Annotated in this window: 22 protein-coding genes and 1 tRNA gene; 9 read left to right on the plus strand and 14 right to left on the minus strand. The window is 68.4% G+C overall.

Annotated elements, in window-relative coordinates; all coding sequences use genetic code 11:
- Positions 1-7: 7 nt before the first annotated feature.
- A complete protein-coding gene (locus GQS65_RS19895; RefSeq protein WP_158206369.1) occupies positions 8-2,080 on the minus strand; it encodes a PrkA family serine protein kinase in 2,073 nt (690 codons plus the stop codon).
- Positions 2,081-2,480: 400 nt separating this feature from the next.
- Between GQS65_RS19895 and GQS65_RS19900 the strand changes: the two genes are divergently transcribed.
- From GQS65_RS19900 to GQS65_RS19910, 3 genes are all read left to right on the plus strand, one after another.
- On the plus strand, positions 2,481-2,915 hold the full coding sequence (locus GQS65_RS19900; RefSeq protein WP_158206370.1) for a DUF5820 family protein: 435 nt from the start codon (positions 2,481-2,483) through the stop codon (positions 2,913-2,915).
- Positions 2,916-3,018: 103 nt separating this feature from the next.
- Positions 3,019-3,465, plus strand: a complete 447-nt coding sequence (locus tag GQS65_RS19905) for a UPF0179 family protein (RefSeq protein ID WP_158206371.1) — start codon at positions 3,019-3,021, stop codon at positions 3,463-3,465.
- A gap of 41 nt (positions 3,466-3,506) precedes the next feature.
- Positions 3,507-4,295, plus strand: a complete 789-nt coding sequence (locus GQS65_RS19910; protein ID WP_158206372.1) for a hypothetical protein — start codon at positions 3,507-3,509, stop codon at positions 4,293-4,295.
- A 7-nt stretch (positions 4,296-4,302) separates the two neighbouring features.
- Here GQS65_RS19910 and GQS65_RS19915 read toward each other — a convergent pair whose 3' ends face one another.
- The 4 genes from GQS65_RS19915 to nikR form a co-directional block, all read right to left on the minus strand.
- On the minus strand, positions 4,303-5,130 hold the full coding sequence (locus tag GQS65_RS19915) for a succinylglutamate desuccinylase/aspartoacylase domain-containing protein (protein ID WP_158206373.1): 828 nt from the start codon (positions 5,128-5,130) through the stop codon (positions 4,303-4,305).
- Positions 5,131-5,227: 97 nt separating this feature from the next.
- Complete coding sequence (locus GQS65_RS19920; protein WP_158206374.1) at positions 5,228-5,761, minus strand: DUF309 domain-containing protein; 534 nt, start codon at positions 5,759-5,761, stop codon at positions 5,228-5,230.
- Between the two features lie 402 nt (positions 5,762-6,163).
- Positions 6,164-6,637, minus strand: coding sequence for a hypothetical protein (locus GQS65_RS19925; protein WP_158206375.1), 474 nt, complete (start codon positions 6,635-6,637; stop codon positions 6,164-6,166).
- 71 nt (positions 6,638-6,708) lie between these two features.
- Entirely contained in the window at positions 6,709-7,143 is a 435-nt protein-coding gene (gene nikR / locus GQS65_RS19930; protein ID WP_158206376.1) for a nickel-responsive transcriptional regulator NikR, read from the minus strand.
- A 103-nt stretch (positions 7,144-7,246) separates the two neighbouring features.
- On the opposite strand from nikR, the gene GQS65_RS19935 reads away from it, so the two are divergent.
- Positions 7,247-7,330: transfer RNA gene (locus tag GQS65_RS19935), tRNA-Leu, on the plus strand.
- Between the two features lie 242 nt (positions 7,331-7,572).
- Positions 7,573-8,415, plus strand: coding sequence for an MOSC domain-containing protein (locus GQS65_RS19940; protein ID WP_158206377.1), 843 nt, complete (start codon positions 7,573-7,575; stop codon positions 8,413-8,415).
- Here the strand turns inward: GQS65_RS19940 and GQS65_RS19945 are convergent.
- The 4 genes from GQS65_RS19945 to GQS65_RS19960 all read right to left on the minus strand — a co-directional run bounded on the left by GQS65_RS19945 (position 8,406) and on the right by GQS65_RS19960 (position 10,870).
- Positions 8,406-8,729, minus strand: coding sequence for a DUF3006 domain-containing protein (locus GQS65_RS19945; RefSeq protein WP_158206378.1), 324 nt, complete (start codon positions 8,727-8,729; stop codon positions 8,406-8,408). The genes GQS65_RS19940 and GQS65_RS19945 overlap by 10 nt on opposite strands.
- 70 nt (positions 8,730-8,799) lie before the next feature.
- Entirely contained in the window at positions 8,800-9,132 is a 333-nt protein-coding gene (locus tag GQS65_RS19950; RefSeq protein ID WP_158206379.1) for a DUF3006 family protein, read from the minus strand.
- Positions 9,125-10,561 (minus strand): lamin tail domain-containing protein, encoded by a 1,437-nt coding sequence (locus GQS65_RS19955; protein ID WP_158206380.1) that lies wholly within the window; start codon positions 10,559-10,561, stop codon positions 9,125-9,127. The genes GQS65_RS19950 and GQS65_RS19955 overlap by 8 nt, the downstream gene beginning before the upstream one ends.
- A gap of 54 nt (positions 10,562-10,615) precedes the next feature.
- A complete protein-coding gene (locus GQS65_RS19960; protein WP_158206381.1) occupies positions 10,616-10,870 on the minus strand; it encodes a hypothetical protein in 255 nt (84 codons plus the stop codon).
- Positions 10,871-10,936: 66 nt separating this feature from the next.
- On the opposite strand from GQS65_RS19960, the gene GQS65_RS19965 reads away from it, so the two are divergent.
- Together GQS65_RS19965 and GQS65_RS19970 are read left to right on the plus strand one after the other, a co-directional pair.
- On the plus strand, positions 10,937-11,791 hold the full coding sequence (locus tag GQS65_RS19965; protein WP_158206382.1) for an inositol monophosphatase family protein: 855 nt from the start codon (positions 10,937-10,939) through the stop codon (positions 11,789-11,791).
- Positions 11,792-11,903: 112 nt separating this feature from the next.
- Complete coding sequence (locus tag GQS65_RS19970) at positions 11,904-13,064, plus strand: DUF63 family protein (RefSeq protein WP_158206383.1); 1,161 nt, start codon at positions 11,904-11,906, stop codon at positions 13,062-13,064.
- Between the two features lie 173 nt (positions 13,065-13,237).
- Here GQS65_RS19970 and GQS65_RS19975 read toward each other — a convergent pair whose 3' ends face one another.
- The 4 genes from GQS65_RS19975 to GQS65_RS19990 all read right to left on the minus strand — a co-directional run bounded on the left by GQS65_RS19975 (position 13,238) and on the right by GQS65_RS19990 (position 18,290).
- On the minus strand, positions 13,238-13,726 hold the full coding sequence (locus GQS65_RS19975; RefSeq protein ID WP_158206384.1) for a hypothetical protein: 489 nt from the start codon (positions 13,724-13,726) through the stop codon (positions 13,238-13,240).
- A gap of 56 nt (positions 13,727-13,782) precedes the next feature.
- Entirely contained in the window at positions 13,783-15,516 is a 1,734-nt protein-coding gene (locus GQS65_RS19980; RefSeq protein ID WP_158206385.1) for a YcaO-like family protein, read from the minus strand.
- An 85-nt stretch (positions 15,517-15,601) separates the two neighbouring features.
- The gene (gene tbsP, locus GQS65_RS19985) at positions 15,602-16,414 is read right to left on the minus strand and encodes a transcriptional regulator TbsP (protein WP_158206386.1); all 813 of its coding nucleotides are present in this window, start codon (positions 16,412-16,414) and stop codon (positions 15,602-15,604) included.
- Positions 16,415-16,607: 193 nt separating this feature from the next.
- Positions 16,608-18,290, minus strand: coding sequence for a hypothetical protein (locus GQS65_RS19990; protein WP_158206387.1), 1,683 nt, complete (start codon positions 18,288-18,290; stop codon positions 16,608-16,610).
- 114 nt (positions 18,291-18,404) lie between these two features.
- Here GQS65_RS19990 and glyA point away from each other — a divergent pair, with 114 nt between their 5' ends.
- Complete coding sequence (gene glyA / locus GQS65_RS19995) at positions 18,405-19,652, plus strand: serine hydroxymethyltransferase (RefSeq protein WP_158206388.1); 1,248 nt, start codon at positions 18,405-18,407, stop codon at positions 19,650-19,652.
- 79 nt (positions 19,653-19,731) lie between these two features.
- Here the strand turns inward: glyA and GQS65_RS20000 are convergent, their stop codons facing one another.
- Entirely contained in the window at positions 19,732-20,076 is a 345-nt protein-coding gene (locus GQS65_RS20000; RefSeq protein WP_158206389.1) for a hypothetical protein, read from the minus strand.
- Between the two features lie 75 nt (positions 20,077-20,151).
- Here GQS65_RS20000 and GQS65_RS20005 point away from each other — a divergent pair, with 75 nt between their 5' ends.
- Positions 20,152-20,763 (plus strand): hypothetical protein, encoded by a 612-nt coding sequence (locus GQS65_RS20005; protein ID WP_158206390.1) that lies wholly within the window; start codon positions 20,152-20,154, stop codon positions 20,761-20,763.
- Positions 20,764-20,811 lie beyond the last annotated feature (48 nt).

The following is a 20,811-nucleotide window of genomic DNA, read 5'->3' on the forward strand; positions in this document are numbered from 1 at the left end:
CGGGCCATCAGTCCTCCATCTCCGTCTTGGCCACCTCCGCGCCGGCGAACTCCAGCACCTCGCGGGCACCCTCGGGGGAGTAGCCCTGGTCGACGAGCGCGTCGATCCAGGCGTTGCGCTCGTCGTCTTCCATCTCGCCGGAGGAGACCAGCGCCGAGAAGTTGATGTTGTGTTTCTTGTCCTCCCAGAGCTTGCGTTCCAGAGCACGCCGGAGTCGGTCGTTGTCCTGTGGGTTGAACGACGTCCCCTCGCGGGCACGACGGCTGACCCAGTTCGACACCTCCTGGCGGAAGTCGTTCTTGCGGTCCTCGGGGATGTTGAGGCGTTCCTCGACCGACCGGAGGAACTGCTCGTCCGGTTCGGTCTCCCGACCCGTTATCTCGTCTTCGATGGTGTCGTCGTCGATGTACGCCATGACGTGGTCCATGTACTTCTCGCCCTGGCGCTGTATCTCGTCGACGTCGTACGCGAGTGCGTGGCGGACGTCCTCGATGGCACGCTCCTTGTACTCCTCGCGGACCATCTCCAGGTAGCGGTAGTAGCGCTCGAAACGGTCCTCGGGGATGGAGCCGTGGTTCTCCAGGTTGCCTTCGAGGTGGTTGAACGTCGTCAGCGGCGAGAGGAAGTCGCGCCCCCGGTGCATCGAGTCCATGATGGCCTCGGCTATCTCGTCGCCGATGAACCGGGGGCTGACGCCCTCCATGCCCTCGCCGATCTCGGCGAGTTCGCCGGCCTCGTCGCGGAGTTTCTTCACGTCGATGTCGTCGGCGTCGTCGACCTCGCCGTTGTAGGCTTTCGCCTTCTGGACGATGTCGACGGTGCCACCCGACGGCTCCTCGATACGCGTGAGGACGCCGAACAGGCCCGCCATCTCCAGGGTATGGGGTTCGACGTTGATGTCGGGGACGTCGGCGTTCTTCAGCATCTTGCTGTAGATGCGCGACTCCTCCTCGTACTGGAGGACGTAGGGGAAGTCGATGCGTTTCGTCCGGTCGTTGAACGCCTCCATCTTCTCGTCGCCCTTCTTGTCCTTGTACTCGGGCATGTTGGTGCGTCCGACGATGACCTGGTCGATGTCGATACGGGGGTTGTTCTTCGGCTTGATCGTCTGTTCTTGGGTCGCGTGCAGGAAGTCGTAGAGGAACTCCCGCTGGAGTTTCAACAGCTCCTCGCCGGAGAACAGCCCCCGGTTGGCGTTACAGAACGCTCCGGAGTAGTCGAACGCGCGCGGGTCGGACTCGCCGTAGATGGCGATTTTCGAGTAGTTGACGTCGCCGGTGAGTTCGGTCTCGTCCTGGTTCTTCTTGTCCTTCGGCTCGAACGTCTCGACGCACTGCCGTTTGTTCTCGTCGGCGACCAGCCGGATGATCTCGACGTGGTTCTCGAGGACCTGCTGGAGGTCGTCGTCGTAGTGGTCGAGCAGGCGGTCCATGTAGAACTCGCTGGCGGGGTCGAGCGCCTGCTCGTTGCGGATGGTGTACGGTGCGTCGAGGTGGTCGTTGAGTTCGTCGATGATGCGGTCGCGCTGGGCCTGGGGTACCAACACGAGCGGGTCCTGGTTCATCGGACTGCGGACCACGTCGTCGGCCGGGTCCTGGTCTCTGATGACGTCACAGAGGTTCGTCCAGCGGAAGGTGTACATCCGACCCTCGTCGAGGGCGGTGTAGTCCTCGAAGTAGGTCCGGACCTGCCGGTCGAAGTCGGACTTCCCGGAGCCGACCGGCCCGAGGAGCAGTTTGATGCGTTTCTCGGGACCGAGCCCTCTCGCGCCGGATTTTACCTTGTTGACGAACTCGTGGATGGACTCGTGGATGTTGCGCCCGTAGAAGGTGTTCTCACCCTCGTTCAGGGGGTCCTCGCTGGCGAGGCGGTACTCGACGACGCCGAGGTCCTCGTCGTACTCGGTGCCGTAGTGATCGAACATGTCCGCCACGCGCTGGTGTGCGTTCCGCGCGATGTGCGGGTCCTCGAAGACCTCTTCGAGATACCAGTCGAACGTGTGTGTCTGACGGAGATCCGACGGTATCGAATCACGGTACTCCTGGCTGAGGTCTGCGAGCGTTTCCATGTCGCCTTTCATGCTATCACGGAGACGGATGTCTCAGTTCCCCCGGTGGGGGACCGGGCAGCGTCGCTGCTCGGTAGCGTCGACGACCCACCGTCCGTGACCGACATCGGCCACGACAGCACCGCCTCCCCCTGCGACACCCACGATCCGGTGGTTGGTGCGGGGGCGGGCAGAGAAAAGCGGCGAGCGGGTGGGACCACCGATACTGTGAATAGTGTGTTATCGCTTGTCATTGATAAGCCTTACCACACCGACAGGAATTCCGACACGTTCGGGTGGAGCTTCCGGTCGACAAATCGCTACGCGTAACCAGTTTCGGATAACCGTTCCGAGTTCGGAGGAGTCGTTCGTTTAAGAGTGGGAGCGTCGGGGGGACCGCACGACTCTTGGCTGCGTCGACAGAACGGACGGTATGGACGGTGACGCCAACCCGACGGACGACGGTCCGCCTGTAACCGTCGACGACGACTCGCTCGCCGAGGGATGGCGGGTCTGGAGCGACGCGGACAACCGCCTCGTCCTCGCGTACCGACCGGACGTGTTCGACGGCGACGAGTACCCCCCCGCCTGTCTCCCGACCATCTACGTCACCCACGGCCGGCGGAGCAAGCGTCCCGGAACGCCCCGGAACCCCGCACCGGGCGACCCCTGGGTCCTCACGCTCTTCCTCGAACCCGACGTGAAACGCGACCCGGAGTTCTTCGACGGACGGGAGGACGCCATCGAGCGGGCGCGCACCCTCGCCGCCGAGTTCGCCGCCGGCGAGGTGGACTACCGGGCGCTCTACCAGGTCCCCCGCGAGACGTACTTCGAGGCGCTCGACGAGTTGACCGGGCGGACCGACTGACCACCGGCGGACCGTCTCCCCTCCCTCCGCCCACGACGGACCGACACCTGCGGCCGGTCCCCGCGACGGGAGGCTTAACACCGCCGACGGCGCACTGTCGCGTATGGCCAAAGTCACCCTCATCGGTCCTCGTCTCGCCGAACCCGGAACGGAGTTCGTCTTCGAGGGCGAGTCGACGCGCTGTGAGGGCTGTCCGTACCGCGGACAGTGTCTCAACCTCACCGAGGGCGTCCGGTATCGCGTGACGGGCGTCCGGGACTCGGGGCTGCTCGACTGTGCCGTCCACGACCAGGGCGTCACCGCCGTCGAAGTCGAACCGGCCCCCGTCCGCGCGAACGTCGCCGCCACCGGCGCGTACGCCGGGTCGAGCGCGACGCTCGACGGCCCCTGTCCCTACACCGAGTGCCCGAGCCACGAGTACTGCGAACCGCTGGGCGTCGAGTTCGACGAGTCCCGGAAGATCCGAGAGGTGGTCGGCGAACCGCCACACGACCACTGTGCGCTCGACCGGGACCTGAAGCTCGTCGAGTTCGAACCGAGCAGCGACTGACCGGTCTGCCGCCCACGGCTATCGTCTCTCCACCCCCACGGATGCCCCTCCCCGACCCGACGACGCTCGACGACCGGACGCTTCGCTGTGCCGACGCCGACGTCCCAGACGTGCTGGTCGCACTGGTCCGCGCGCTCGCCCCCGACTGTGAGGAGGCGTTCGCTCTCCTCGAACGACCACCGGCGGCCGTCGACGAACCGGGCGTTCCGAACCCGCGAGCGGTGTGGGCCGACGTCCGGGCCGCGTGTGTCCCGACGTGGACCGGGTGGACGAACGAGGACGCCACGCGACGGTGGCACCGCCTCGCACTCCCCGACCACACCGAGGAACTCACAGCGCTCGCCGACCTCACGAGGACCGGCGTCGGCCAGTGGTTCGTCCACACGCTGGCGCTCGCCCGCGACGACGAGTGGGTACTGGTCGCCGTCCCACACTCGCAGTTCGTCGCACTCGCCGACGGGCGGACCGTTCGAGCGACGGTGAGCGAGGCGCTCGCCCCGTTCCACGCTGCGCTCGTCGACCCCGAGGTGAGCCTCCGGTGGACGGACGGCGACGAGACGTTCCGTCTCGAAACGGGCACCCTCCGCGTCCGGAACGGCCGCACACGGGGCTGGCCGCTCGCGCGTGTCGAAGGGGTCGAGCGCGTCGGTGAGCGCACGGTCCGCCTCCGGTGGACTCCGCCGGACCACGGCACGGTTCGCCGCGTGGCCGGGCGACTGCTCCGGACGCCCGACCCACCCGAGGGACTCGACTGCCCCGACGAGGCGACTCGTGAACGCGTCGCCGACGCTATCGAGTCGTACCTGTCCGCGTACCGACCGTCGACGTAGCGCTGCGCTATCCGGACGAAGAACGGGTCGCGCTGTCGCGCTGGACCGGGTCGCCACCCAGTTGGCCGGAGAGTTCGCCGGCGTAACCGAACTCCTCTTCGTAGCCGTAGGGTGACATCAACACGGGGTAGAACGGCTCGTCGGCGACGAGTTTCTCGCCGTCGATGGCCGCGAACGGTTCGCCCGCCGCGACGCGCTGGAAGTTGGCGGCGAAGACGGCGTACTCCTCGGCGGTCCGTTTCGGGACCAGTTTCCGAAGTCGGAACACCGGCACCTCCTCGGCAGGCGTCCGTTCGCTCGGGAGCGCACCGACCGCCGCGAGGAACTCGTAGGCGAGCGTGACCGCGTTCTCGGCGGCCTTCGAGGTGCCCTGGAGGCCACACTCGACTTCCACCACGTCGGCGTACTCGACGAGTCGGCCCTCGGTGAACCCCGTCGCCTCGACGACGGCGTCGACCGAGAGGTACGGACAGATGCTGTCGGCGAGCGCCCCGGCCTCGTCGACGACGGCGAACGGTTCGTCGTAGGACTGCGTCGAGTGCATCGAGAAGGTAGTCAGGCCGCGAAGTTCGTTCAGCAGGTAGTGTGCCAGTCGCTCCTCGTGAGAGTCGGCGTCGGGACTCCCCGGAAAGACGCGGTTGAGGTCGGACTCGGTGTAGCGCACCCCACGGGCCAGCGCCCGCTCGTTGGCGACGACGAACTTGACCGGTCGCTCGACGGCAGGGTCGTCGGCGAGGAGCCGTTCGACAGCGTGGACGCCACACGGTTCGTCGCCGTGGACGGCCGCGAGTATCGCAATTTCCGGTTCACCGTCGCCCAACTGCTCGATTCGCATTCGTCCGACTTAGACGAGGGGGCGTTATCAGTGGCGCGGTCTCTCTCGTCAACCGACCAATGCGTCCTCTCCGTCCCGCCCGCTTCGAGACGGCCGTTCAGTGCTCCAGCGACTCGGCGTACAGGACGTCCTCCTCGCGGGCCGTGGGGGTCCCACCGTCCAGCCGAATCCGCCAGTCGTGGAGCGCTTCGGGGTCGTTCAGCGCGTTCGTCAGGACGGTCCGCACGTCCAGCAGGTCGACGCCGTAGAAGTCGTTGGGGACGCCGTGGAAGTACTGGAGCGCCGTCTCGAACAGCGAGCGCATCCCGGCGTCGCCGCCGGACTCCGTCCGGCTTCCAGAGGCGCTCTGCGCCTCGCTGTCCTCGAAGTCGAAGTGCTTGTACGCGCCGGCGGCCACCTGCACCATCCCGTGGAGGAACTTCGACTCGGTGTTGCCACGCCCGTAGTTGTACCACTCGTCCTCGAAGCAGTCGTGTGACTCGTGGAACTCGCCGGAGTTGTAGAGGCGGACGCCGTGGACCGTCGCGCGCCTGAGAGTGGCGTGCTCCCACACGTCGCGGTCTGCGTGCCAGCCGGTCGGCGCACCGGCGAGTGGCGGGCCGACGCTCGGGTCGCGGGTGTGGTCGTCCATCGTCCGGGGTTCGAGAGCGAGGCGGTTGAATCTGCCGTCGAGTCCACGCGGAAGCCCCGATTTGTCGCACTCGGCGACTGACCGCCTGCCACGCCGATAGCCACCGGCCGGCGGACAGTCGGTCGACGGTGTACTCACGCCGTATTCGGTTCGGTCGCCTAACCGTGTGTCACGATGGCACGGACCACCGACTACCCCGAAGCGTGGCTGTTCGGCGAACACGACGGCGACCCGTACTGGTCACTCGACTCGCTCACCGTTCTCAAAGCGACCGCAGAGAACACCGACGGCCTGTTCTCGATGATCGAAGAACTCGTCCCCGCCGGTGTCTCACCCCCACGTTACCGTCACCGCGAGGAGCGGCGGCGATGGCCCTGTCGGCTGAACGACGGACCGACCCGCTCAGAGGTCGCGTACGATGTCGTTGAGCGACCCCACTTTCTCGGTGCGCCCGCGCAGTTCGTCGGGGTCGAGATACTCCGAGAGGCGCGTCCGTTCGACGTGTTCGCGGAGCGTATCGAGCGCCCGGTCCTCGACGGTCAGTCGTCGCAGGTAGGTCGCCAGTTCCCGCAGGTCGTCGTCGGTGGCGTCGCGGCCGCCGTCCGCACCTTTGATGGCCCACGTGGTCTCGCGGGCGTCGTTACCCTCCGGGAGGTGTGCGCCGCCGACGATGACCAGCGCCTTGGCGACAGTCCACGGGACGACGTCGGCCTTCTCGTACCCGCAGTCCCGCAGCAGGTTCTCCGCGCCGTCGGTGAGCCGAAAGCGTCGACGTCGATGTCCGATGCCGAGGTCGAGTTTCAGTTCGGCTTCGCTGGCTTCTCGGGACGTCCTCGACGTCCCACCCTCTTCGACGAGGTGCGGTGGGGTGGCCATGTGCCACGTTGGAGCGCCGGAAGCAAGTGCTCGGCGGTGTGTGACGCTCGACGGCGAGGAGTAGCCCGCCCTCAGGAGGAGTCCGCCGCCAGCGTCTCCTCGACGTTCTCGACGGGGATGACCGAGTAGTCGACGCTCAGCGTGTCGCGCGTGGCACGAATCTTCCCGACGAACGTCGAGATGTCCGCGAGCGTCCCTTCGAGGATGAACAGTTCCATGCAGTAGTGGTCGCCGACGTGGTTGTGGACGTTCGAGGCGACGAGGTCCTCGTGTTCGTGGCGGAGCTGCATCATCCGCTCTTCGACGCTCGTCGTCTCGTAGTTGAACAGTACCGTGACGACGCCGATGAGCTTCCGGTCTTCGAGCCGTTTGTCCTCGAACTCGCCCAGCAGGTTGCGAGCGGCCTCCCGGACCACCTCGCTCCGGCCGGTGTAACCGTGCTCGTCGGAGAACTCGTCGAGACGCTCCAGCAGGGAATCGGGCATCGAGACGCTGACGACTGCCATGTATTAACTCAACCGCGCTGAATTGATAAGGATTGATATTGTGGCCAGTGCCTCGGCGAAACCAGCGCGTTTAACACCCTCTCTTGCGTCGGTCCGACCGCGTGCGAGGGTAGCCAAGTCTGGAAACGGCGGCGGATTCAAGCTCCGCTCCTGTAGAGGTCCGTGGGTTCAAATCCTACCCCTCGCATGGCCGCGCTCACCGCGCGACACATGCGGAAGACCGCAGGGCGGTCTTCCCTCGCAAACTTCTCACGACGTCACGACCGAGTAGCCACACCCGGAAACGGCGGCGGATTCAAGCTCCGCTCTGGAGAGGTCCCGCGAGCGAAGCGAGTGGGAGCAGGGAAGACACAGCGGACGAGCGGAGCGCGTCCGACCGTGGTTCCACGTACCGCAACGCTCGTAGCGGCGCGTTCACTGTTCTACTGCATGACCGACGACACCCCGCGACTCGCGCGACTGACGACGTACCCCCTCAAGTCACTCGACCCGACAGACCACGAGTCGAGGGCCGTCGAGTACGGCACGCTCGCGGGCGACCGGGAGTACGCGATGGTCGCCAAGCCCGCCGACGCGGCCCACGACCCCGAGACGGCCTCCGTCGGCGGGCAGGGCGACTACGTCAACGGGAAGCGGACGGCGGCGGTCCACCGCCTGCGCTCGTCGGTCGACCGCGAGGCGAGTACCGTGACGCTCCGCGAGCAGGGCGGTGACGACGCTCGGACCTTCTCGCTCGACGCACCCGGAGAGCTGAACGCGTACCTGAGCGACTACTTCGACGAACCGGTCAGCCTGCGACACGAACCGCGTGGCGGCTACCCCGACGACCGGGAGTACGACGGGCCGACGCTCGTCTCGACGGCCACACTTCGGGAGGTGGCGTCGTGGTTCGGTATCACGGTCGACGGTGCCCGGCGACGGTTCCGCGCGAACCTCGAAGTCGACGGGGTTCCGGCGTTCTGGGAGGACCGCCTCTACGCCGACCGCGGCGAGGCCGTGGCGTTCCGGGTCGGCGAGGTCGAACTGCTCGGTCTCAACCCGTGTCGGCGCTGTGTCGTCCCGTCACGCGACCCCGACACCGGCGAGGAGACCCCCGGCTTCCGCGAGGCGTTCCTCCGCGAGCGTGAGCGGACGCTCCCGCCGTGGCTCGACAGCGACCGGTACGAGGGGAACTTCCGACTGATGGTCAACACGCGTATCCCCGAGTCGGAGTGGGGAGCGGGACTCTCCGTCGGTGACCGCGTCGAGGTGCTCGGAACGCGTCAGTGCTGAGTCCCCGAGCGAGAAGTCGCCAGTCGGTCGAACCGACGCCGCACCGACCGCGACCGCTGCCGTGTCGCGCTCGCGTCGTACTCGGCACTCGTGAGCGTGCCGTGCGCGAGACTTACCCGGAAGACGGCGTCGACGTGCCGGCCACGCTCCGGGAGTCGCGCTCGCTCGACGGTGACCTGCCGACCGTCGTCGGTGACGAGCACCGCGTCGTCGCCCTCGAACCGGTCGACGACGGCAGTGGTCAGTGGGTGGCCGAGCGGGGTGACGAGCGTCAGTACCAGGAGCAGGCCGAGCGCGTACGGGGGAGTGGACATACCGCAGGCTGGTCGCGTTCCGGTACAAGAAGCCTCGGCGTCGGTCGGGGGCCGTCGTGCTCCGCGGTCGCTACTCCCGGTCGTCCTCGGGGGCCGTCGTCTCGTCGCGCCGTCGGGCGAGTCGGTCGAACCGCGACTGCACGCGCTCACGTCGTCGCTCGGTCGCTCGCTCCTCGAAGCGCACCTCGGCCAGTCGCCCGTCCTCGACCGTGAGGTCCACCACCGCGTCCGCCTGTCGGGCACCGTCCGGAAGGGAGTCCGGAGGAATGTCGACCCGTCCGGTCGTCGTCTCGTCGTCGAGGATCAGGGTGGCGAGTCCGTCCTCGATGCGGTCGACGACCGCACGATACTCTCCGTCGGGGACGCCGTCACCGGCCCCGCACTCCGCCGGGTCGTCACTCATACTGTTCCTCCAGGACGCGCGTTCCGTTGGCCCTTTCGACGACGACGGTGTCGCCGTCGTTGTTCCACAGCGGGGCGTCGGCGTTCCAGTAGACGTCGGTCGCGGTGTCGTCGCCCCGTCCGGTGTGGAGCGTCAGGCGCTCGCCAGGGTCGAGCGTCACGTCGCCGAAGGTGTACTCGTGGGTCGCCGCGTCGCGCACGGTCCACCCCGAGAGGTCGAGCGGCCGGTCGCCGGCGTTCTCGAAGACGACGTACTCGTCGTTCAGGTTCTCGCCGTCGCGGCCGGCGGCGTCCGCGTTGACTGTGACGAGTCGCAGTTCGCCGGCCCCGTCGGCCGTGGCCGTCTCCACCGTCCCGCCGTCGGCCGCGACGGCCGACGTACCGGGGCCCCCGCCAGCGGCCGCTCCGAACCCGAGGCGCGGTTCGACGGGGTCGCTCGCGCTCGGAGCGACGGCCTCGCCGGACCGAAGCGTGGCCGCGTCGGTCGGTGCGGCCCGCTGACTGGCGACGACGACGCGCTGACCGTCGGTCCTGACGACGACGTCGCCGTGTGTGCCGGTCCAGAACGTCGGAATCGAGCGCGCTACGAGGCGGTCGAGCACCTCCTCGTGGGGGTGGCCGTACTCCGAGTCGAAGGCGCTGGAGACGACCGCGACACGCGGCGAGACGGCGTCGAGGAACGCCGCCGTACTCGACGAGGAACTCCCGTGGTGGCCGACTTTCAGCACCGTCGCGTCGAGGCCGTCGCCGTAGCGGTCGAGCAGCCACGACTCCGCGCCCGCCTCGACGTCGCCGGTCAGCAGGAACGACCGCTCGCCGTGTCCGAGTCGGAGGACGATGCTGTTCTCGTTGCGGTCACGGCCGTCGAGATACTCCTCGGGCGGGCCGAGGACCGCGAGTTCGACGCCCGCCAGCGGGACGTCGTCGCCCGCGTGTGTCTCGTAGAGCGGGACGTCGTAGCGTTCGACCGCGTCGAGATACTCCTCGTAGGTGCGCGTGCTGGCGACGATACCGGGGTCGTACACCGCTCCGACGCCGTCGCCTTCCGTCTCCAGGTACTCGATGACGGCGGCGTGCCCGCCGACGTGGTCCGCGTCGGCGTGGGTCGTCACGAGGTGGTCGATACGGTCGATACCGTGGGCGCGGAGGTAGTCGACGACGTGCTCACCGTCGTCTTCGTAGTCGCCCGTATCGACGAGCATCGTCTCGCCGGAGGGAGCGACGACGAGCGTCGCGTCGCCCTGCCCGACGGCGACGAAGTGGACCGCGAGCGCCCCGTCGGCGGGAGCGTCGAGCGTCCCGACGCTGTCACCGTCTCCGGTGCCGCCAGCGGCGTCGTCACCGCCCGGTGTCGGTGCGACCCCGGTCCCCGAACAGCCGGCGAGCACGACGAGGAGACAACAGCAGACCACTCGAAGCGCCGTCTTCATCGTCCCTCCTCCGACCGCTCGGGACAAGAGGCTACGGGTGGCGACGCGGGTCGCTCAGGCGGCCTCGACGGTCTCGACCTCACCGAGCATCTCCCACCCGGTGTCGGTCTCGCGGGCGACGACCAGCGGGTCGTCCTCGCCGTCGGTCACCATCCGGTAGGTCGTCCCGTCGGCCGTCCCCTCACCCTGGAACGACTCCTGGAAGAACTCCGCCGAGCGCATCTCCAGCGTGAGCGACTCGCCGCCGGCGAGCGTGAGTCGGACGGCTCTCGGCGTGATGTTGTGAATCCGCTTTGCGAGCGTGTGCATATCCTCGGGGTCGTCGCCGTCGCTCTTAATCGGTGGCACTTTGGGGACGCCAGACCCGCTCTCGGTATGAACGACGACACCAGCGTCCGTCTCGCGGTCGCCGAGCGAGCGGCCCGCGCGGGCGCTGCCGTCGCGGACGACCGCTTCCGGGACGGTATCGACGTGGAGACCAAAGACGGGAAGACCGACGTCGTCACCGAGGCCGACCGCCGGACCCAGCGGCGAGTGGTCGAGGTCGTCCGCGAGACGTTCCCGGACGACGCCATCGTGGGAGAGGAAGACGAGGAGTTGAAGCAGGTTCCGGAGTCGGGCCCGGTCTGGATAATCGACCCCATCGACGGCACGAACAACTTCGTCCGTGACTCGCGCATCTGGGCGACGAGCGTCGCGGCCGTCGTCGACGGTGAGGCCGTCGCCGCGGTCAACGTCTTCCCCGCCCTCGGCGACACCTACGTTGCGGGTCCCGGCGAGCGGCGCGAACAGGGAGCAGGGAGCGCCAGTGACCGTGACGCGACCGGCGTCACCCGAAACGGCCACCCCGTGACGGTCAACGACCAGTCCGACCCCGAGCAGTGTGCCGTCGTGCCGACCATCTGGTGGGAGTTCGACGCACGCGACGAGTACGCCGCCGCCTGCGAGGCCATCGTGACGCGCTTCGGCGACATGCGCCGGTACGGCTGTGCGCAGGCCGCCCTCTCGCTCCTCGCGGGCGGGAGCGTCGACGGCGTCCTGACGAACGTCGACCCGAACCCGTGGGACAGCGTCGCCGGCGCGTTCATGGTCGAGCAGGCCGGCGGGACCGTGACGGGCCTCGACGGCGAACCGTGGCGGCACGACTCGCCCGGCCTCGTCGCCTCCTCGGGGGCGTGTCACGACGCCGTCCTCGCGGCGGCCCGCGACGTCGACGACCGGACGTGGTGAGGCCGGCCGGGCGTGAGCCGCGACCGCACCGACAGTGCGGGGCGTCCGGGGCCGTGTCCTCGCGGCGCACGCGACCGGAACCCTGAACACATCGGGGAGTACCGTTTCCAGTATGAGCATCGAAGACCGCGCGACCGGCCTCACGCCGGCGCGCGCCTGGCTGGCGGCGTTCGCCGCGGCGCTGGCCGCCCTCGTCGGTGGGTCGCTGGTCCTCCGCAACCTCGTCTACGACCGTTTCGTCTGGCAGTACTTCTGGGGACCGGTGTACGCCGACGCCCACAACGCCGCCTGTGCCGTGAAACAGGGCGGGGAGACCCGACTGCTCGGGAGCGACGCCTGCGCCTCGGTGGCCGCGGACGCCGTCGTCGCCCGTCCCGGCTACACCGTCGTCTCCGAGATCGGCTACGCCGTCACGCTCATCTTCATGCTGGCCGGCGTGCTGTTCCTGCTCCGTGGACTCGAGTTGGGTGAAGACAGGACGTTCTTCTTCGCGCTCGTCCCGTTCATGTTCTTCGGGGGCGCACTGCGTGTCGTCGAGGACGCGAACAACGTCGCCGCCGCCACCGAGGGCGTCGAACAGGCCATCACCTACCCCCTGAACGCGCTCATCATCAGCCCGGTCATCTACTTCGTCGTCTTCGCCATCACGCTGGCGACGCTCGTGGTCGCCGTCTTCCTCGACCGGCGGGGCGTCGTCGACAGCTACGCTCCGCTCGTCTTCGGGGCGGGGACCGTCTACCTGCTGGCGACGGTCGGGTACATCTACGCCCTCGTCACCTCGGGGCTGGCCAGTCGGACCGACGCCGGCTTCTACCCGCAGGTCACCGTCGCCGTCGTCCTCCTCTCGTTGCTCATCGCGGTGGCCGTCTTCGGTGCGCTCCGACGGTACGAACCGGGCGTCGTCGCCGGAGTCGGTCTCATCGGGTTCGTCGTCCTGTTCGGCCACGCGCTGGACGGCGTCGCCAACGTGCTCGCCGCCGACTGGTGGCAGGTACTCGGCCTCCCGTTCCAGTACTACCCGAAACACCCGGTCAACTCGTTCATCATCGACGTCACCGACCGGGTGCTCCCCCCGAACGTCAGCGACACCATCGGCGACGCGTGGCCGTTCCTGCTCGTGAAGATACTCGCCGCGACGGCCGTCATCTGGCTGTTCGACGAGGAGATATTCGAGGAGAGTCCACGCTACGCCATCCTCCTGCTCGTCGCCATCCTCGCGGTGGGTCTCGGTCCCGGAACACGCGACATGCTGCGGGCGACGTTCGCTATCTAGCACCGTTTTCTTCGTCGAGTGTCCTCGCTCGCGCTTCGCGCTCGCTGTGGGCACCACTCCTCGAAAACCCTGCACGAAAAAGGCCGAGAGTTCGGCTTCGCCTCACTCTCGGTGAACCGCGCTTATTCGTTTCACTCACTCGCGCGGATGCTACGTCGTACTGTTCTCTCGCCCTATGTCGTCTCGTTCAGCCCGTCACCTGTCCCGAGAATCGACCCGTCGTAGGTGTCGGTCGCGGCGAACCGCTCGCCGTCGAGTTCGACCACGACCCGGTCGGGTGGGGCGTCGACGTCGACGGCCGCCCGGAACTCCCAGAGCTTCGCGCTGTCGCCACAGCCCCCGCCGATACCGGACGTGTCCGCTCCGGGCGTGACGCCGACGACGAGCGTGCCGTTCTCGCGGGCGGCGGCGACGTCCATGGTGAGACACGACTCGTCGCCGATTCCCGTGACACGACCGGTGACGACGACCCGTCCGTCGGCGTACTCGACGGCTGCGAGGTGGCTGTACTCGCTCCCGTTGTCGTCGAGGTAGTCGCCGGCGTACTCCAATGTGGCCGACCCGTTAGTCGTCACGTCCGAGTCACTCTCGGGGAGGCCGAGACAGCCAGCGAGAACCAGCAGAGCGACGAGCACCGCGACACCGCGTCCGATGGAGGGCATGACGTATCGAACGACGAGACTGTCAGGAATACCTCTTCCGGTGGTTCGACCCGCCGCTACGGGAACGGGTGGTGTTCTCGGTCCAGTCGTGGCTCGAACCCGAGCGACTCCGGGACGGTCGTCGCCCGCTCGCCGAAGTACGGACCGTCGATGAACAGGGGCTGGGCCTGCGGGACGAGCACGCGGACGGCCTCGAACCCGAGGACGTCGAGGTCGCGTGTCGTCAGCCGCGCGGCGTAGGCGTCGAGGTCGACCTTCCCCAGCGCCTCCAGCAGGGCGTCGAGTTCCTCCTCGGCGTCCGGCACGTCGCTGGCGACGCTCCCGATGGGGATGGTCGTCTCGGGGTCGGTGAACGCCCGCGCCGAGTCGGGCAGCGAGGCGAAGTGACCGATGCGACCACCGGCGTCCGTCGCCCCCGCCTTCCCCATCCGCCGGAGCTCCGTCCAGTTCTGGAGCGCCTCCGCGCAGGCGCTCTCGGCGGCGGCAACGGGGTCGAGTGCCGCGGCCGTCCCGAGTGCGAACTGCGGCCACTCCCTCTCGCGGTGGACCGCACACGCGACGACGGGCACGTCGACGTTCTGCGTCAGGAGCGTCGCACTCACCGTCAACCCCTCGGCACGGGCACGTCTTCGCAACGTCCCGAATCCGGGGTCCGAGCCGTCGCCGGCCTCCCCGGCCCCCGTCGCGCTCGACACCTCCTCGTCGTCGATTCGGAGACCGAGCGGGTCGAACGTCGAGTACCACGCCAGCATCGCGGCGTCGCGCTCGACGACCTCGGTGAGGCCGGCGACGAGCGCCTCGACGCCGGAGTTCCCGAGGCCGAGGCCCGTCGTGATGGTCGGACCGGCCCCGGCGAGCGGGAACTGGACGCGCGGAGCGGGGAGGTGGACCGACTCGCCGGTGTGGAGGCTCTCGCCGGGCACCCACGCGAGCGGACCGCCCGTGTCGGCGTCCTCGGGCAACACGAACGACGAGAGCGGGACGGCACCGTCGACCTGTTCGGCGGGAGCGCGGACGAGTTCCGCCTCGCGGAAGACGCCGGCGGCGTAGCGCTCGAACCCCTCGCCGACGGCCTTCATGTACGCCGCGTTCCAGTCCGCCGAGACGCCTGCGGCCTGCTGTGCGGCCTGCACGTCGCTGAACGCCTCCGTCCCGCTCAGGACCGAGAGGTAGTACGGGAGCGGAAACGACTCGACCTCACCCACCTCGGAGACGATACCGACCCGGTCGTCGACGGCCACCTCCGCACGGCCGAGCGACGCTTCGAGCGGCCGGTCGACGTGGTCACGTCGGATCTGCCGGTCGGGGGCATCGCTACACGAACAGTGCGGGAGCGGGAGCACCCGGCGGTCTGCGTACGGAACCTCGACGAGTCCACCGAAGACGTTCGACGTTCCCTCCAGGGCCCGGACGGCCTCGCGGCCGGCGAGCGCCCCCGCGAACCGGGCGGTCGAGGCCCCGACGCTCCCGTCGTCGGTCCCCTCCTCGCCGAGGTTCGCGGCGACCCGCCCCCGCAGGCAGTCGAGGCAGGCGGTGTCCGGCGAGAAGCCGGCGACACTGGCCTCGACTCCCGCGACGGCGTGGCCACCGACACCGCCGAGTTCGAGCGCCAGCCACGGCGTTTCCGACCGATTCGCGGCCGCGAACGCCTCGTCGCCGACGGCTCCGACGACGACGCCGAGCGTGCAGTCGCCCACCGTCTCACGCCACTCGACCTCCTCCTCGACGTCCTCCAGCGCGGCGGCGACGGCCTCCGCGGCCGGCCCCTCCCCGACGAGCGCGACAGTCATGGCTGGTGGAACGGCCGACCGAAGTAAAAACGATAGTGGTTACGCGGTGACGCGTGCCGGTTCGTGCGTACGAGCGAGGGCCGAATCAGCTGGCCATCAGCGACTGCGCGACGTTGGCGAGTTCGCCGCTGTCGGCTCCGCGCAGACGGTCGTCGCCGAGCACGAGGCGGAGACGCGGGCGGCCGACGTCGATGGGCACCTTCTCGGTGTCGATGAGACCGAGCTCCTCCAGACGGGTCTTCGTCCGGGAAAACGTCGCCTTCGAGGCGATACCGACGTCCTCGCCCCACTTCGAGATGTCGTAGAGCAGTTCCTCGTTCTTCGCGGCGACGAGCAGCGAGATGGTGACCTCGTCGAGGCCGTCACCGTCGCCACGGGCCGTCTCCATCGAGGCGAGCACGGTGTCGAAGTCCTCGGCGACGTCCGGACCGATGTCGTCCGAGAGCGACTGGCGGACGCGCGTGATAGCCGGCGTGCGGAGGTTGAACTGGGACGCTTCGTCCCACGCGGCGGCGTACTGCTCGGTCGCGCTCTCGACGAAGGCGTCGTCGTCGGTGGTCAGGCCGGCGACGTGGTCGCCGGTGTCGACGATGGCCATCACGTGCTCGCCGGTCACGAGGAGCGTGTTCGACGGTTCGTCGAGCACGCGCAGTTCGAGACGCCCCGCGTCCATCAGGTTCGCGGCGGTGCTCGCCACGATGAAGTCGTCGAGCACGTCCTTCAGCATCCGTTCGTCACCGAACAGACGAACGGAGACGTCGTCGTCCTCCTCGACGCCCTCGACGAGCGCCTCGAACGTCTCCGCGTCCGGATTGACGAGGTACGCCGTCCCGTCGACGTCCGCCAGTGCCGTGGTGAGCAACGACTCCACACTCGACTCCAGTACGTTGGAACTCATTGGTAAATCTATAGGGGAACCTGGTATTTAATTTCACCGCTCGTGCAAACCGCAAAACGTGTCTACCGTTTATTCAGACGATTCGGCCGCAGGATTACGGTTTCAGCGGCTCTCCCGCCATTTCTGTCCGTTTCGGCGAACTTCCCGTTCGTGAACTAGTTGGTGTTACCGGTTCGCACGCTCTCGTGGCGGACTACCGACCCGCACTGTCGAGGACCGGTGCGAGGTCCGTCGACCAGCGGAGGTCACCGTCGAAGATGACGGGTCGCTGGCGGTCCGCGAGGAGCGCTCGCGTGCCCTCGGCGTCGAGGGTGTCGCTCGCCGTCGTCCCACGGAGGCGGCGACAGGACTCGAACGGAGCGACGAACGTCCCGCCGACGCGTCCCTCCGCGGGCACCGAGTAACGGACCGCGTAGTCGCCGTCGCTCCTGGGGTCGACGTGGAGCAACGCGGGGTCGGTGTCCGGGGTGAGCGCGAACGTCCCGTCGCCGACGACGGCGTAGTCCGTACTCATCAGGACCTGTCGCCGTGCGAGGCGCATCGCCCGTTCGATGCCGAACCCTCGGACGAGCAGGCGGGCGAAGGCCGTGCCGACGGCCGCGGCCTGTTCGTCGAGCACCGTCCGGATGGTGACCGCGCCCGCGACGCTCCCGCGCTCGACGAGGGTCCGACCCTGGTGGTACGAGCCACAGGCGTTGAGGAAGAACGTCCGTGCCCCCGACTCCGAGAGGCTCGAACAGTCCAGTCCGCCGTCGGTACAGCGCAGTCCCGACACCTCACAGTGACCGATGTAGTGGACGAAGTCGTGGTCGGCCTCGAAGACCCGTGCGAGTTCGTCCGTCGAGAGCGACTCGTGGACGCTGACGCGGGCGGGAAACGAGTCGGCGTTCTCCCGGTAGGTCCGGGCGACGGCGTCGTGTTCGGCGCTCATCCGGTCGTCGTTGAGGACGACGGCGACGTCGAGGTGGTCGTCGGTGCGGTGGTCGCCCGAGGACGCCGCGAGTCGGTGTTCGTAGGCCGCCCGCGAGGGCGTGAACGCCGAGACGGGGACGCCCTCGGCCAGCCACGCGTGGAGGTCGCCGTCGTGGAGTTCCGGTGCGAGCACGTCGACCGACGCCACGTCGCCCTCGGGGCGTGCCCGATAGAAGTCGTCCAGTGAGTGTTTGAGTAGCCCCTGTGCGTCGATGGCCGAGGACTGCGGTAGGTAGACGAGACTCATCGCGTCGAGCAGGTACGGCAGACAGCGGACCTCCTCGTCGCCCTGGTCGGTGTAGGTCGCCAGGTGCCACTCCGGGCGCTCGTCGGCGACCCGGCCGCGGTCACAGTCGAGGTACTGCGCGACCCGTTCACCGGGGGTCGCCGAGGCGAGGGCGTACGGACAGCCACCGGTCGACGGGAGGAGGTCTTCGAGACACGCGTCGGCCTCGCTGGGGAGTTCACGGACCAGTCCGTCGAGGAAGAACGTGTCGCCGAGCAGCGTGGCAACCTCGTGTTGGAACGCCGGAAGCGGCGAGAACTCGTGCTCTCGGTCGGGAAGCACGAGCGTCGGTGGTCCGTCGTGGAGTTCGACGTGCGCACCGAGGTAGTAGACGAGCGGTGCCGCGACGAACAGCGTCGCACGGTCGGCCGGAAGCCGGGCGGTCACGTCGGTCTCCGGTCGACTCGTCGACACCTCGTCGGGAATCGACACCTCGCCGAACTCGACGAGCGGGGGGTGTGGTCTGCAGTCGGGGTGTGACCGGTCCGGACCGGTCACGGCGATGCCTGCCCCCGAGTACGTCAGTGCGGTGGCGAGACCGTCGACGGTCGCGGGGACAGTGAGCGCTGGCAGGGTGTCCGGTCCTGTCGGCGAAGCGTCACCAGCACGCTCACTCATCCAACGGCCATTCGACGGGAGTCGTAAAGACCTATCGCCACCGGACGAGGTTCCGAGCGCTCCGTGTCCCTCCGGAGAGGTAGATTATTGGCGTGGCCCTCCGCACCACCGCACATGGACTTCGAACACGTACGGGCGACGGACCCGGCCGTGGCCGACGCGCTGCTCGCCGAGCGCGACCGCCAGCGGGACTCCCTCGCCATGATCGCCAGCGAGAACCACGTCAGTCGGGCCGTCCTCGAAGCACAGGGGTCGGCGCTGACCAACAAGTACGCCGAGGGCTACCCCGGCGAGCGCTACTACGCCGGCTGTGAACACGCCGACGAGGTCGAGAACCTCGCCATCGACCGTGCGAAGGAGCTGTGGGGCGCGGAACACGTCAACGTCCAGCCACACTCCGGCACGCAGGCGAACATGGGCGTCTACCTCGCCATGCTCGACCCCGGCGACAGGATTCTCTCGCTCGACCTGACCCACGGCGGCCACCTGAGCCACGGTCACCCCGCGAACTTCACGGGCAAGACCTACGAGGTCGAACAGTACGAGGTCGACCCCGAGACGGGCTACATCGACTACGACGCTCTCCACGAACACGCCGAGGCGTTCGACCCCGACATCGTCGTCTCGGGCTACTCGGCGTACCCCCGCGAGGTCGACTTCGAGCGCGTCCAGGAGGCCGCCGAGGCCGCCGACGCCTACCACCTCGCGGACATCGCGCACATCACCGGTCTCGTCGCCGCGGGCGTCCACCCCTCGCCCGTCGGCGTCGCCGACTTCGTCACCGGGTCGACGCACAAGACCATCCGCGCCGGGCGGGGCGGCATCATCATGACGACCGAGGAGCACGCCGACGCCGTCGACTCGGCGGTGTTCCCCGGCGCACAGGGCGGTCCGCTGATGCACAACGTCGCGGGGAAGGCCGTCGGCTTCGAGGAGGCGCTCCAGCCCGAGTTCGGGGAGTACGCCCAGCAGGTCGTCGACAACGCGAAGGCGCTCGCCGGGCGGTTCCAGGAGCACGGTTTCGAGGTCGTCTCGGGGGGTACTGACACCCACCTCGTGCTCGTGGACCTGCGGGAGTCCCACCCGGAGACGACCGGCGGCGAGGCCGAGGAGGCCCTGGAGGAGGTCGGCATCGTCCTCAACAAGAACACCGTCCCCGGCGAGACGCGCTCGCCGTTCAACCCCTCGGGCATCCGCGTGGGCACGCCCGCCCTGACGACCCGCGGGTTCGACGAGGAGGCCTGCGAGCAGGTCGCGGACGTCATCTACCGCGTCGTCGACGCCCACGACGACGAGAGCGTGAAAGCCGAAGCCAGCGACGAGGTCGACGCGCTCTGCGAGGAGTATCCGCTGTACGAGTGAGCCAGCGGCCCCGTCGGCCGTTCGGCACTGACCGTCCCACCTCGACTGTCCCGCCCCGACCGTTCAGCGCCCCGACCGTTCAGCGACCCCGACCGTACCGCATGTCCTGCTGGACGCCGGTCCAGATTTCGACCACGACGACGAGTATCGTCCCGCCGACGAGGACGACCGGCCAGAGCCACGGGTCGACCAGCGCCAGCACGTCGAGGACGCCGACGGAGTCCCGTGCGACCACCGTCATCAGCGCCTCCTGTCTGAAGACGAGCAGGTACGCCCCGACGAGCATGACGATGCCCGTGACGACCTTCAGCCCCGTCCGGATGGGGTGTCCCAGCACCCGTCGCGTGTGGTACGACAGCGAGCGAACGAACGGTAATCGCCCCAGCGCCCCCGGCCCCGGTCCCCCTGGCAGCCCTCGTGACATGGTATCGTATCGCACTCAGTCGAGATAGTCGTATCCCTCCGGCGGAGTTTCCCCTCCGCAGGTCGTACACGGGGCATGGACCGACCGACGCGACGACGACTCCTCGGCAGTGTCGCGGCAGGCGTGACCGTGCTCGCCGGATGTGCCGACGGCGGGGAGAGTGGAGCGACCACCGCCGCCGACCCCACGGTGACCACGGACCCGTCGGTCGAGGGGCCGACGGTCACGGCGAGCGGTGAGGGAGAACAGTCCAGTGGCGGCGAGACACCGGCGGAGTCGTCGCGTACCGGGTCCGCGACGACCACGACGACCACCGACCTGGACCTCCGAGAGGCCAACGTCACGGCCGTCACCGTCGACCCGACCGAGGAGGGGAGCTACGAGTTCTCGGTGACACTCTACCACGACGACTCGGGGGAGGACGGCTACGCGAACTGGTGGCAGGTCGAGTCGCTCGACGGCGACCGACTGGGTCGCCGCGAGTTGCTCCACGCCCACGGGACCCAGGAGTTCACGCGCTCGGCGACCGTCGAGGTGCCCGACGGCGACTGTGTCGTCGTCCGCGGACACGACCAGACCCACGGCTACGGCGGACAGGCGATGACCGTGAACGTCGAGACGGGGGCGACGCGCGTCGTCGCACAGGGGAGCGAGCGGCGACCGGTCACGACCGAACGGTGCCCGTGACCGACTACACGAACGTGCATAGAATCTCTTTCTGCACGTTTCAGATAG

Source organism: Halomarina oriensis (assembly GCF_009791395.1).
Lineage (GTDB): Archaea > Halobacteriota > Halobacteria > Halobacteriales > Haloarculaceae > Halomarina > Halomarina oriensis.